Here is a 12,676-nt window from a genome sequence, read left to right on the forward strand (position 1 = left end):
CGCTTGGAGCCGGGTAGAAACCCGGAAGGAACGTGGACCGAGAGGTCCGAAACTTTGCGTCGAGCGTGGCTTACGCCAGCTTGATCTCGACGTTCACGCCAGCTGCGAGGTCGAGCTTCATCAGCGCGTCCACGGTGGTGGCGTTCGGCTGCACGATGTCCAGCAGCCGCTTGTAGGTGCGTACTTCGAACTGCTCACGCGACTTCTTGTCGATGTGCGGCCCGCGGTTGACGCAGAACTTCTCGATCTTGGTCGGCAGAGGAATGGGGCCCCGGATCAGCGCACCAGTGCGGCGCGCGGTTTCCGCGATTTCGCCAGTGGCCTGGTCAAGCACGCGATGATCGAACGCTTTCAGGCGAATGCGGATATTCTGAGCTTCCATTGTGTCCTGCTACCGATGAGAAAGAGCAAAGAGGCTTTCGCCCCCAATTGAATATGAAGGGCGCCCCTACACGCGGGTTGGGATTCGTGCAAGCCCCTTTTTTCGCAGTTTTCTGGCCTTTCCTGCCACCTGGTCCGGACATCTTGTGCCACGCAAGATAGTAACCACTTTGGATGCGCTGACGTAATGATGCGATAGGCGATTGGCCAAGTGGCCCGCGCCTGCCGAAACGAAAAAGCCCGGCCTCCTTGCGGAAGCCGGGCATTTCTTTCCGGTGTTAGCCGAAGATCAGCGAATTACTTCGTGATCTTGCTGACAACGCCCGAGCCGACGGTGCGGCCACCTTCGCGGATGGCGAAGCGCAGACCTTCGTCCATCGCGATCGGCGCGATCAGCTTGACCGACAGGGCAACGTTGTCGCCCGGCATCACCATTTCGGTGCCTTCCGGCAGAATCACTTCGCCGGTCACGTCGGTGGTGCGGAAGTAGAACTGCGGACGATAGTTGGCGAAGAACGGCGTGTGACGGCCACCTTCGTCCTTCGACAGCACGTAGACTTCGGCCGCGAATTCGGTGTGCGGGGTGACCGAGCCGGGCTTGGCCAGAACCTGGCCGCGCTCGACGTCTTCACGCTTCAGACCACGCACCAGCGCGCCGATGTTGTCGCCGGCTTCACCCTGGTCGAGCAGCTTGCGGAACATTTCGACGCCGGTCACGACGGTCTTCTGGGTGTCCTTGAGGCCGATCACTTCGACTTCGTCGCCAACCTTCACGATACCGGTTTCGACGCGGCCAGTCACCACGGTACCGCGACCCGAGATCGAGAACACGTCTTCGACCGGCATCAGGAACGGCTTGTCGGTCGGACGCGGCGGCTGCGGGATCGCCGTGTCGACGGCGTTCATCAGCGCAACGATCGATTCCTTGCCGATCTTTTCGTCGCGACCTTCGAGCGCGGCCAGAGCCGAACCCGGGATCACGGGGATGTCGTCGCCCGGGAAGCCATAGCTCGACAGCAGTTCGCGGATTTCGAGTTCGACGAGCTCGAGGATTTCCGGATCGTCGACCTGGTCAACCTTGTTCATGTACACGACCAGTGCGGGCACGCCGACCTGGCGGGCGAGCAGGATGTGTTCGCGGGTCTGCGGCATCGGGCCGTCAGCAGCGTTCACCACGAGGATGGCGCCGTCCATCTGCGCCGCACCGGTGATCATGTTCTTCACATAGTCGGCGTGACCCGGGCAGTCGACGTGCGCATAGTGACGCGCAGCGGTTTCGTACTCGACGTGAGCGGTCGAGATGGTGATGCCACGCTCGCGCTCTTCGGGAGCCTTGTCGATGTTCGCGAAGTCAACGGCTTCACCGCCGTTGATTTCCGCCATGACCTTGGTGATCGCGGCAGTCAGCGTGGTCTTGCCATGGTCGACGTGACCGATGGTGCCGATGTTGCAGTGCGGCTTATTCCGCTCGAATTTTGCCTTAGCCATTGTCTCAAACCTTCTTTCGCTTGAATTGAATCTGCGGGGTTTGGACGGCGCCCGCTGAATCTGGCGCCGCCCCTAGCCTGATCCGCAGGATCAGGCAACCCCTTCGAGAACGCGTGCTCCTGCCGATTAGGCAAGCTTCTCCTTGACCTCGGCCGCGACGTTCGCCGGGACCTCGTCATAATGCGAGAACTGCATGGTGTACTGGGCACGCCCCTGCGTGAACGAGCGCAGCTGGTTCACGTAACCGAACATGTTGGCCAGCGGCACCATGGCTTCGACGACCTGGGCATTGCCCCGGCTGTCGGTGCCCTGGATCTGCCCGCGACGGCTGTTGAGATCGCCGATCACGTCACCCATGAACTCTTCGGGGGTGACGACTTCGACCTTCATGATCGGTTCGAGGATCTTGATCCCGGCCTTCTGCGCACCTTCGCGCATCGCACCGCGACCAGCGATTTCGAACGCCAGCGCCGAAGAGTCGACATCGTGGTACTTGCCGTCGATCAGCTCGATGTCGAAGTCGACGATCGGGAAGCCGATCAACGCGCCAGTGGCCGCCGTTTCACGCATGCCCTTTTCGATCGCGGGGATATATTCGCGCGGAATATTGCCGCCCTTGATCGAATCGATGAAGTTGATGCCCGCGCCGCGTTCACCCGGCGTGATCTTCACCTTCACTTCGCCGAACTGGCCCGAACCACCCGACTGCTTCTTGTGGGTGTAGGTCAGCTCGACCGGCTTGCCGAGATATTCGCGGTAAGCCACCTGCGGCGCGCCGACATTGGCTTCAACCTTGAATTCGCGGCGCATGCGATCGACGAGGATGTCGAGGTGCAGTTCGCCCATGCCCTTGATGATCGTCTGGCCCGATTCGTGATCGGTCGAGACGCGGAACGAGGGATCTTCGGCAGCCAGGCGGTTGAGCGCGATGCCCATCTTTTCCTGGTCGGCCTTGGTCTTGGGTTCAACCGACAGTTCGATCACCGGCTCGGGGAATTCCATCCGCTCGAGGATGATCGGCTGGCGTTCGGCGCACAGCGTGTCCCCGGTGGTGGTTTCCTTGAGGCCCGCCAGCGCGACAATGTCGCCGGCATAGGCGGTTTCGATGTCTTCGCGGTTGTTCGAGTGCATGAGCAGCATGCGCCCGACCTTTTCCTTCTTGTTCTTCACCGAGTTCAGGTAGCTGCCCTTGGTCAGCGTGCCCGAATAGATGCGGCAAAAGGTGAGCGAGCCGACGAACGGGTCGTTCATGATCTTGAACGCCAGCGCGCTGAACGGCGCGTCGTCCGAGGTCGCGCGGCTATCGGCTTCTTCAGTGTCGGGATTGATACCCTGCACGTCGGCAATGTCGAGCGGCGAAGGCATGAAGTCCACGACCGCGTCGAGCAGCGCCTGAACGCCCTTGTTCTTGAACGACGAGCCGCACAGCACCGGAACGAACGCCTGGGCGAGCGTACCCTTGCGCAGCAGCGCCTTCAGCGTCGCCACATCAGGTTCGTTGCCTTCGAGGTAGGCTTCCATCGCGTCGTCGTCCTGCTCAACGGCAAGTTCGACCAGCTTTTCACGATATTCGGCGGCCTTATCGACCATGTCAGCCGGGATTTCCTCGTAGAAGAATTCCGCGCCGAGGCTTTCATCCTTCCAGATGATCGCGCGCTGGTTGATCAGGTCGACGAGGCCGATGAAGTCGCTTTCCGCGCCGATCGGCAGGTAAAGCACCGCCGGCTTCGCACCGAGGCGATCGATGATCGTCTGGACGCAGTAGTAGAAGTTCGCGCCGGTGCGGTCGAGCTTGTTGATGTAGCACATGCGCGGAACGCCGTACTTGTCGGCCTGGCGCCACACGGTTTCCGACTGCGGTTCGACGCCGGCGACGCCGTCAAAGGCGGCCACCGCGCCGTCGAGCACGCGCAGCGAGCGTTCGACTTCGATGGTGAAGTCGACGTGGCCCGGGGTGTCGATGATGTTCAGGCGGTGATCGTTCCAGAAGCAGGTCGTCGCGGCCGAGGTGATCGTGATGCCGCGTTCCTGTTCCTGCTCCATCCAGTCCATGGTGGCGGCGCCGTCGTGGACTTCGCCGATCTTGTAGGACTTGCCGGTGTAGTAGAGGATCCGCTCGGTCGTGGTGGTCTTGCCGGCGTCGATGTGCGCCATGATACCGAAATTACGGTATTTTTCAAGGGGATGGCTGCGTGCCATGATAGGGGTGTCCTCTTACCAGCGATAGTGGCTGAACGCGCGGTTCGCGTCGGCCATGCGGTGGGTGTCTTCACGCTTCTTCACGGCGTTGCCACGGTTGTTGGCAGCGTCGAGCAGTTCGGCCGACAGGCGCGCGGCCATGGTCGTTTCGCTGCGGTTGCGCGCGGCCGTGATCAGCCAGCGGATCGCCAGCGCCTGGGCGCGTTCCGGGCGGACTTCGACCGGGACCTGGTAGGTCGCACCACCGACGCGGCGCGAACGCACTTCGATCTGCGGCTTCACATTGTTCAGCGCATCGTGGAACAGCGCGACCGGATCGCTCTTGGCGCGGGTTTCCATGGTTTCCAGCGCACCATAGACGATGCTTTCGGCAACCGACTTCTTACCATCGAGCATGAGGTTGTTCATGAACTTCGACAGCACCTGATCACCGAACTTCGGATCAGGCAGGATTTCCCGCTTTTCGGGACGACGACGACGTGACATCGCTTGAATTCCTTATCCTGGGGCCGCGCAACTGACGGCGCGCCCGCATAAAACCAGCCGTAAGGGCCTTACTTCGGACGCTTGGCGCCGTACTTCGAACGGCTCCGCTTGCGGTCCTTGACGCCCTGGGTATCAAGCACGCCGCGCAGCACGTGATAGCGCACGCCCGGAAGGTCGCGCACACGGCCGCCGCGGATCAGCACGACGCTGTGTTCCTGCAGGTTGTGACCTTCGCCCGGGATGTACGAAATGACTTCGCGGCTGTTGGTCAGACGGATCTTGGCGACCTTGCGCAGCGCCGAGTTCGGCTTCTTCGGGGTCGTGGTGTAAACACGGGTGCAAACGCCGCGCTTCTGCGGGTTCTGCTCCATCGCAGGGACCTTGCTCTTGGCCTTCTGCGGCACGCGACCCTTGCGGATCAGCTGGTTGATCGTAGGCATGAAGTACTCTTCACCTTGGTTGAAAGGCCATCGCGGCACAGGTGAAGAGATTGCGAATCGCAAATGCGACAACTGCGAGGCCCTGCCCCGCCAGCCAGCATTCACGAGCCGAAAACGCTCCACCCGGCTGAATAGACCGGGTTACTTTGACGGCTTGCCCGGAAAACCAGACGCACCGGCAATGTTCAGCTCAATCCAGACACAAGGCCCGGAAGCGCGCGCCATTAGGCGGGATCGGGGGTGAGGTCAAGCCAGATAGCCACTTCAGACCGTTCGAACGCCTATCGAGCTCCAGACCATACGAGCAAGGACCGGATCGCTCTCTCACCCAAATTTTGGACCATTCAAGATAAGGAAGACCCGAAAATTCGAGAAGCATAGCGCATTATCGTATATATAATCTGTTAATATAGTTCAAAGGAACTATTAAATATATCATTTGTATCTCTTATAATCATCACTTCGAGGCTGTCGAGTTTATACAATTTTTTTCGAAAGCTCGGGCAAATCATGTTCGGATATGTTTGCACTTTAATGTGCTTCACGATTGGATCCGACGCTATGCATCTCACCCGCATCTCAACCTTTAGAATTGCCATTTCCTCGCTTGCCATCGTTGCATATGCCAGCCCGGCGATAGCCCAAGCCAATCTTTCTCCTCAGATCAATTCAGCAAACTCGCAAATTACTGGCTTCGTCAGGAATGTGGCGATTGAAAACCCCGATGACCTAGCTTTGGAGTACCAACTTCCTTCCGAGCAAGTTTGGCACGTCCTTAGGGCCGGAGCAGTAATTCAAGCCAAGGCGATAGGCGCCATCAAAGTGCGAACTGCATCGAGGCAGAATTTCATTCACACTGTTCAAGGCAACTCAAATCCTGCCGTATTTGCGCCAAAGGATTGGAGCTTCAGCGTAGCAGGCCCACTCGCTCAAATGAATCGAACCAAGACTGTGTGCGTCAATCAACGGGATTGCCACACGGTGCAGGTGCCGTCACCCGATCCTAGAAATGAAACGCAAATCGAAACTATTCGCCTTAGCTTGACCGAACAACTCAAGATCCAGGTCAATCAGATCGGGATAGGCCGCTTCGAAGACTGGCTCGGCACTGGCTTCCAAACAGCCAATTCGTTGTTCTGCGCACCAATGCCCTACCCGCTGAAAACCGATCAAGGAACATTTCAGGCTGGCGATTTCGCACCATCCCTTGGCTCGCAAATCTCGGTTGCGCGAACGAGTAACTGGCAGGACTTCAGCAGCTTCGCCATTGGCATCGCCAACTGGTGCTCGACCAAATCGGCGGCAGGCAGCCGGGCTGTGGGAGAGGCCCTGACGTATTCCGATTTCATCAAACTGGTATCCCAGCGCTCTCCTGACTTGATTGCGCGGCTAAGCGCCCCCGACCAGACTTCTTATTGGACCTTTCCGCTAATCGCGACCGACGCGCAATTGCGCACAAACCGAGCCGCCTACACCTATTCAGCAGGCGGAAGCCTGATTGACAGCCAGACATTGTATGCGGACAATACCGCCTCCAAGGTAATGGTCAGCAATGGAGCATCCCCACATGGGGTCGCACTTAGTCGTGCTCTGATTTCCCAATTTGGAAACAGGGCTGGCGTTAGGGTCTTCTGGCCAATCGAAAAGCGTCCAGAAGCGTTTAAGCGCATTACCCTTTTTGAAACCGCAAGAATCCAGCAGAGCCTGAATGATCTCTCCGTAAAGCTGTCGCGCTCCGGTGGGCGAACCTTCCGCATCCGGTTCGGACATGCCGGTCAGGCCCCGATCGTCGACAAGACAGTTGAGGCGGCCGGCCTTGAATATCCGCTCACTTCGATGACAGAGGGAACGTTTGTTTTCGAAAGTCGTCTCTACCTGAAGGGCGATGCCGCCTCTCCCGCAGTTGCACCTTTCGTGCCGCTGATTGACAATGAGGTGCTGATCGAACTGACCGCCAAACTGCCAAACAAGATCGATCTAGAAGCGGACAATCCCGGTCCAAATGTAGATTTGGACCTTAAAGCTGGTCAGGTGTCGGTTCTGGCAAAACTAAAATTCGAGAATGTGTCAGACTGGCAAGGCAATCCGTACATGCGGGTGTCGCTGCGACCGGCCTGTGAGCAGGCGCGCAACGCAGACGGCTCAATCAATTCAAACTGCGCGATCAATCTCTCAGGATTTCAAGTCACCAGCGATGGGGGCTTGATCGACGATCTTGGACATTGGATTGCAGGCGTGCAGAACACTGTCCGCACCATAATCTCCACCGAACTGACCAATGCGATTGCACTCAATGTGGGACAGATCGATCAAGGCATACTAAATCTGTCTGCACTGCTGGGTCAGGACAAGGTTGAACCGTGTGGAGCCGGGGCTGCCTGCTTGCCGATGCGCAAACTTGTTCCAATCGGCAACCAAGCTTTCAAGATCGGTACGATAGACACTTCGGCGACCAAGATCAGCGAAGCGCTTCTGGGTTATCGGCTGGAACAATTTCCCGTCCGCTTCACACGGTCGACCGCTTGCCGAGATCAATGCAGAGAGGTCGTCGGCTTGAAGGTTGAGCCCAAGGTCACCTTCGCAACCAATGCTCTTTTTGATCAGATCGTACCTTATGCAACTGCGGACTAGCGCTTTGCTAGCAATTTGAACCAGAGTGCCGCTTAGCAAGAATTGTAGAGTTATTGACGTCGATTGAAAGCCAGGGCCGCTGCTGCGGCTCTGGCTTGAGCCGTCAGACCACGGGCGATTGCAAGGGAACAATAGCCCAGGGCCATTCCTAGACTGCCAGTCTGTCGCGCAATTAGATCTGCAAGAATGGGCGAGGCCCCCTCACCCCCGCAAAACCATTTTCCTACACACCCCCGTCTGTGTCAGGTTGTCCCGCCAATGGGGAATCCAACACGCCTGACGGAGTTCTGGTCCCTTGAAACAATCCGATTTGACGAGTGACGGCGCGGGGCGCGCGGGGCTGGCTTGTGCTTCGGCGCGGCCGGGGCGGCGGACCAGCGGGAGTGCCTTTGCCGATCTGCCGCCCGCGCCGGACGATCCCTTGCTGGGCTTTGCGCCCTATGTCCACCGCGCGCCGCGGCGCAATTCGATCACGCCGGAGCGGCAGCGCGCCTTCATTGCCGCGCTGGCGGCGACGGGGATCGTCACGCAGGCCGCGCGCAGCATCGGCGCCAGCCTGGAGGCGCTGTACCGGCTGCGCCACCAGCCGGGGGCGGAGCAGTTCTCCGAGGCCTGGGACCGGGCGATCGACCGGGGCATTGCCCGGCTGGAAGACTGCGCGCTGGAACGCGCGATCATGGGCGAGGAGCGGCCGATCGTGCGCGGCGGCGAAGTGATCGGCACCTGGCGGCGGCACGACAACAAGCTGCTGATGTTCCTGCTGCGCCAGCGCCGCCCGCAGCGCTGGTTCAGCGAGGCGGGCGCCTTTGCCAGCCTGCGCCCGGGCCATCCGGTCTATGAACGGCTGCGCCGCGAATGGCTGGGCGAGGACGGCCAGAGCGAGGCCGAAGTACTGGCCGAAATCGACGCGATGATCATGGAGATGGCCGAGCGCAAGGACGAGAACGAGCGCCTGCTGGCCGGCTGGGCCGCCGAGGACGCGGGCGCGGTGGAGGCGGATTGAGCGTTGGGTGTGTTGGGGGTCGCGGGGCGCGCCCCCCTCCCTTTCCCTTTCCCTTTCTCTCGTCACCCCGGACTTGATCCGGGGTCCAGCTTTGGTCGAAGCGCCGCGCCTGAATGAACAAGCTGGGCCCCGGATCAAGTCCGGGGCGACGGCTTCGGGGGATGCCCCGGATCAAGTCCGGGGTGACGGTTTCGGGGGATGCCCCGGATCAAGTCCGGGGCGACGGCGCGTGGGCGGTCAGAGGCTGAAAGCGGGCCGTGCCGCCAGGCGCGCGCGCCATGCGGCGACGTGGGGGCGGCCCTCGCTCGCGTCGATCCGCAGCACCCGCGCGAAATCGAGTGCGACGCCGGCGGTGATGTCGGCCAGGGAGAAGAACTCCCCCGCGACATAGGGCCGCGAGGCCAGGTGCGCTTCGAACCGGGTGAGGAAATCCAGCAGCCGCGCGCGGCCGCGTTCGGCCAGTTCCGGAATCTGGGCGTAATTGTTGGGGCCGGGCAGCGCGCGGTCCTTCATTGCCGGGGCGGAATTGCGCATGGCTTCGGCAATGGCCATGAAGCATTCGCCCTCGATCCGGGCGTTCCAGCTGGCGACCTCGGCCTTTTCGAGCGGGGTGCGGCCAAACAGCGGCGGTTCGGGCTGCGCGGCTTCGGCCCAGGCGGCGATCGCGGCGTTGTCAGCCAGCACCGCGCCATCATCCAGCACCAGCGCGGGGACGGTGCAGGCCGGGTTGATCGCGCGGAAGGCGTCGGACAGTTGCTCCTGCGCGGCCAGGTCGACCACCACGGTGTCGTGGGCGATGCCCTTTTCCGCCAGCAGGATCCGCGCGCGGCGCGGGCTGGGTGCGCGGGGGTAATCGTAGAGCGTGGGCATCGGTCCTCTCCTTTTGCCCGGCAGTCTAACCATGCGCGGCGCGGGGCCAAGCCCCCTTACCTGCCGTTACGGCATGCTTGACTTGTTCATTGACCGTTATGTTATATTGTACCATACAAAGATCGTCGCCCCGGGCGACTCGCAAGCAGCCGACGGGGCGGCACCACTCAGGAGGATGCCACCATGGCCTATGCCGATACCTCTACCACCACCCGCAGGACCGGAACCGCGATCGCCGTGCTGGCGCTTGAAGCGGGGCTGGCCTGGGCGCTGATCAATGGCTTTGCGATGACGGGCGAAGGCAAGCTGCGCGAGACCTTCACCGCGATCTTCATTCCCAAGGAGAAGCAGCCGCCGCCCCCTCCCCCGCCGCCCCAGGCGAAGGACCGCCAGCAGCCACGCGACGCGGCGCCGGTCAAGGCGCCGGAGACGCCGTTCGACGCGCTGAAGGGCGGCGGCGCGCTGATCGTCCCCACCGGGCCGATTGCCGAGCCGGGCGGCGGCGAGATCGGCGAGGTGAAGTTTCCCGAGATCGCCGAGCCCCAGCCCCGCCCCAGCCCCGCCCCGCGTCTGGCCAGGCCCCGGGGCAATCCCGGCCAGTGGGTTTCGGCGAACGACTACCCAACCCGCGACCTCACCGAAGGGAACGAGGGGCTGGTCCGCTTTCGCCTCGAGGTGAGCGCGCAGGGCAAGGTGACCGCCTGCACCATCACCCAGTCGAGCGGCCATCCGGGGCTGGACGCCGCCACCTGCGACAAGCTGCCGCGCCGCGCCAAGTTCGATCCGGCGAGCGACGCCACCGGTGCCCCCGCCGCCGGCACCTATACCGGCGCGGTGCGCTGGCAGATCCCCGAGTGAAGACCCCCTTCACCCGGGAGCCCCGCCTGGCCCGACCAGGCGGGGCACTGCCCGCCAGGCAACACCGCCCAACACCTCCTCCTCAAATTGCCGGTTGACAGCACACGTCAAAACTGGACTCGTGTCCATAAATGTCAGGCGAGAGGCACGGCTGAAAGCAGTGCGCGGCGCGAACGGCATTTCAAAAGAAAACAGAGTGCCGAGGAGAGACCGCAAATGCCTGAGGCCGCAGCTTCGCTGGAACAGCTGTTTCAACCCATCCAGATTGGCACCATGCGCCTGCGCAACCGGGTCATGATGCCGCCGCATGGCGGGATCGTCGGCAACCTGTGGGGCAGTCGCAGCGATGCGGAAAAAGTCGCCGCCTACTGGGGATCGCGAGCCCGCGACGGGGTGGCGTGGATCGACGGGATGAACGGCTGGCTGAACAAGAACATCACCAGCCCGGGCTTCCTGAACGCCGGTTCGGGCGCAGGGTCATCGATCCACGGGGTGTTTCGCCTGCCCTGCTTCATGGATCATGCCCGGATGTATGCCGATGCGGTGCATGAGGCCGGGGCCTGCGTCACCGCGCACTTCACCTTGCAGGGCGGCTTGCCGCACAGCCCTTCGGCACGCCTGGCCAATTTCACCAACAACCTCGTACCCCATGCCCTGACGGCTGGCGAGATCCGCGGCCTGGTGGAAGAGTACGCCTTTTCCGCGGGCCGGGTGAAGGCCGCCGGGATCGACGGCGTCGAGTTGCACGCCAATCACGAAGACGTCCTGCAATTGTTCATGTCGCCGGAAACCAATCGCCGCGACGACGAGTACGGCGGCGACTTCGACCGCCGGCTGCGCTTCATCAAGGAGATCTTCGCCGCGATCCGGTCGGAAGTCGGCCAGGACTTCACCCTGGGCATCCGGATGAACATGGATGAGTTCACCAAGGACGGCTATGACGTGGAAGGCGGGATTGCCATTGCCAAGGCGCTGGAAGCGACCGGCCACATCGACTTCTTCCACGGCGTGGTCGGCAACAACTGGGGTGCGCCCAGCTATATCCAGGCCCACCATTACGACCGCGCCCAGTGGTCCTCGCTCGCCGGGCGCTACAAGGCGGCCCTGTCGATCCCGGTGATCTATACTGGCCGCATCAACGATGCGCTGACCGGCGCGAAAGTCATCGCCGAAGGCCACGCCGACGTGGTTGGCATGGCCCGGGCGATGTTTGCCGAACCGAACATGGTGTCCAAGACCCGCGCCGGTAAGACCGACGAAATCCGCCCCTGCATCGGCTGCAATGATTGCCTGCATACCCTGATCGTCGAAGCCATGCCGTTCGGCTGTTCGGTCAATCCGCAGACCGGCCACGAAGCCGAAGGCCCCCTGCCCCCGGCGGACACCAGGCGGCGGGTGCTGGTGGTTGGCGCCGGTCCGGCTGGCCTTGAACTTGCGGCGCTGCTGGCCGAACGCGGCCACGAGGTGACCGTCTGGGAACAGGGGGACGCGATCGGCGGACAGATGCGCACTGCGGCAAACGTGCCGGAAAATCGCGCTTACAGCGACTTTCTGGATTTCCAGGAACGCCGCCTGCAGCGACTGGGCGTAACCCTGGCTTGCGGCACAACCGCCACGGCTGACACCATCCAGGCCTTTGGCGCGGATGTCGTCGCCCTGGCGACCGGGGCAACGCCGCGCGATCCAGAGATCATCGGGGGCGACCAGCCCTTCGTGGTGCAAGGGCGGGAAGTGATGGCCGGCCGCGCGGCGGCGGGGGACCGCGTGGTCCTGATCGCCATGGAAGACCACATGCAGCCCCTGACCGTTGCGAGCTATCTGGCCGAACAGGGCAAGCAGGTGCGGATCATCTACCAGACGCCCGGCATCGCCCCGCTGGTCGGCAAATACTCGATCGGCGCGCCGCTGGCAAAGCTCACGGCAAAGGGCGTCGAGGTGCGCGTCATGGAACGCGTGGTGGAAATTACCGAGGACCGCCTCGTCACGCGCAATGTCTATTCCGGCGCCGAAGCGGAAGTGACCGATTTTGACAGTGTGGTCCTGGCCTGCGGCGGGCGCGCCGAGGATCGCCTGTTCCACGAATTGCAGGGACGGATTCCCGAGCTCCATATCCTGGGCGATGCCTATGCGCCGCGCCGCATCTGGCATGCGACCAGGCAGGCCCGCGCCCTTGCCCTGACCATATAGGTCAGGCCCCATAAACCGCACCTTCGAGGCAGCGTGGACAATTTCGATGTCTGCTGTTCGGGCCCTGCCGCCGCCTCAACTACCGCGTCACCCCGGGCTTGACCCGGGGTCCAGCTATTCTTCGTGGGGCAGG

The 12,676-nt window shown here is 62.0% G+C and carries 10 protein-coding genes; 4 read left to right on the forward strand and 6 right to left on the reverse strand.

The genetic code is table 11. From position 1 onward, the window contains the following. Positions 1-70 precede the first annotated feature (70 nt). The 5 genes from rpsJ to rpsL form a co-directional block, all read right to left on the reverse strand. The gene (gene rpsJ, locus ACE3N9_RS01695; protein ID WP_088307768.1) at positions 71-382 is read right to left on the reverse strand and encodes a 30S ribosomal protein S10; all 312 of its coding nucleotides are present in this window, start codon (positions 380-382) and stop codon (positions 71-73) included. Between the two features lie 296 nt (positions 383-678). Further along, positions 679-1,869 carry an elongation factor Tu gene (gene tuf / locus ACE3N9_RS01700; protein ID WP_374280221.1) on the reverse strand — a complete coding sequence of 397 codons (1,191 nt, stop codon included), beginning with the start codon at positions 1,867-1,869 and terminating at the stop codon, positions 679-681. A 126-nt stretch (positions 1,870-1,995) separates the two neighbouring features. Continuing rightward, positions 1,996-4,068 carry an elongation factor G gene (gene fusA / locus ACE3N9_RS01705; RefSeq protein ID WP_374280223.1) on the reverse strand — a complete coding sequence of 691 codons (2,073 nt, stop codon included), beginning with the start codon at positions 4,066-4,068 and terminating at the stop codon, positions 1,996-1,998. Positions 4,069-4,083: 15 nt separating this feature from the next. Beyond that, positions 4,084-4,554, reverse strand: coding sequence for a 30S ribosomal protein S7 (rpsG, locus tag ACE3N9_RS01710; protein WP_374280225.1), 471 nt, complete (start codon positions 4,552-4,554; stop codon positions 4,084-4,086). A 68-nt stretch (positions 4,555-4,622) separates the two neighbouring features. Further along, positions 4,623-4,994, reverse strand: a complete 372-nt coding sequence (rpsL, locus tag ACE3N9_RS01715) for a 30S ribosomal protein S12 (RefSeq protein WP_374280227.1) — start codon at positions 4,992-4,994, stop codon at positions 4,623-4,625. Positions 4,995-5,555: 561 nt separating this feature from the next. Between rpsL and ACE3N9_RS01720 the strand changes: the two genes are divergently transcribed. After that, positions 5,556-7,625, forward strand: coding sequence for a hypothetical protein (locus ACE3N9_RS01720; RefSeq protein WP_374280229.1), 2,070 nt, complete (start codon positions 5,556-5,558; stop codon positions 7,623-7,625). Positions 7,626-7,920: 295 nt separating this feature from the next. Next, complete coding sequence (locus ACE3N9_RS01725; RefSeq protein WP_374280231.1) at positions 7,921-8,628, forward strand: hypothetical protein; 708 nt, start codon at positions 7,921-7,923, stop codon at positions 8,626-8,628. Positions 8,629-8,865: 237 nt separating this feature from the next. Here the strand turns inward: ACE3N9_RS01725 and ACE3N9_RS01730 are convergent, their stop codons facing one another. Next, positions 8,866-9,498: a glutathione S-transferase family protein gene (locus ACE3N9_RS01730; protein ID WP_374280233.1), complete on the reverse strand. Its 633-nt coding sequence runs from the start codon at positions 9,496-9,498 to the stop codon at positions 8,866-8,868. 183 nt (positions 9,499-9,681) lie between these two features. On the opposite strand from ACE3N9_RS01730, the gene ACE3N9_RS01735 reads away from it, so the two are divergent. Together ACE3N9_RS01735 and ACE3N9_RS01740 are read left to right on the forward strand one after the other, a co-directional pair. After that, positions 9,682-10,356 carry a TonB family protein gene (locus tag ACE3N9_RS01735; protein ID WP_374280235.1) on the forward strand — a complete coding sequence of 225 codons (675 nt, stop codon included), beginning with the start codon at positions 9,682-9,684 and terminating at the stop codon, positions 10,354-10,356. 216 nt (positions 10,357-10,572) lie between these two features. Beyond that, positions 10,573-12,543, forward strand: a complete 1,971-nt coding sequence (locus ACE3N9_RS01740; protein WP_374280237.1) for an FAD-dependent oxidoreductase — start codon at positions 10,573-10,575, stop codon at positions 12,541-12,543. The last annotated feature ends 133 nt before the right edge of the window (positions 12,544-12,676 follow it).

This window comes from Novosphingobium sp., from assembly GCF_041905565.1.
Classification (GTDB): domain Bacteria; phylum Pseudomonadota; class Alphaproteobacteria; order Sphingomonadales; family Sphingomonadaceae; genus Novosphingobium.

Bases quoted from the DNA above. Each gene is read 5' to 3' on its own strand.
- ACE3N9_RS01720 (WP_374280229.1), top strand. From the start codon at position 5,556: ATGCATCTCACCCGCATCTCAACCTTTAGAATTGCCATTTCCTCGCTT.
- ACE3N9_RS01740 (WP_374280237.1), top strand. From the start codon at position 10,573: ATGCCTGAGGCCGCAGCTTCGCTGGAACAGCTGTTTCAACCCATCCAG.
- ACE3N9_RS01730 (WP_374280233.1), bottom strand. From the start codon at position 9,498: ATGCCCACGCTCTACGATTACCCCCGCGCACCCAGCCCGCGCCGCGCG.
- ACE3N9_RS01735 (WP_374280235.1), top strand. From the start codon at position 9,682: ATGGCCTATGCCGATACCTCTACCACCACCCGCAGGACCGGAACCGCG.
- rpsG (WP_374280225.1), bottom strand. From the start codon at position 4,554: ATGTCACGTCGTCGTCGTCCCGAAAAGCGGGAAATCCTGCCTGATCCG.
- fusA (WP_374280223.1), bottom strand. From the start codon at position 4,068: ATGGCACGCAGCCATCCCCTTGAAAAATACCGTAATTTCGGTATCATG.
- rpsJ (WP_088307768.1), bottom strand. From the start codon at position 382: ATGGAAGCTCAGAATATCCGCATTCGCCTGAAAGCGTTCGATCATCGC.
- rpsL (WP_374280227.1), bottom strand. From the start codon at position 4,994: ATGCCTACGATCAACCAGCTGATCCGCAAGGGTCGCGTGCCGCAGAAG.
- tuf (WP_374280221.1), bottom strand. From the start codon at position 1,869: ATGGCTAAGGCAAAATTCGAGCGGAATAAGCCGCACTGCAACATCGGC.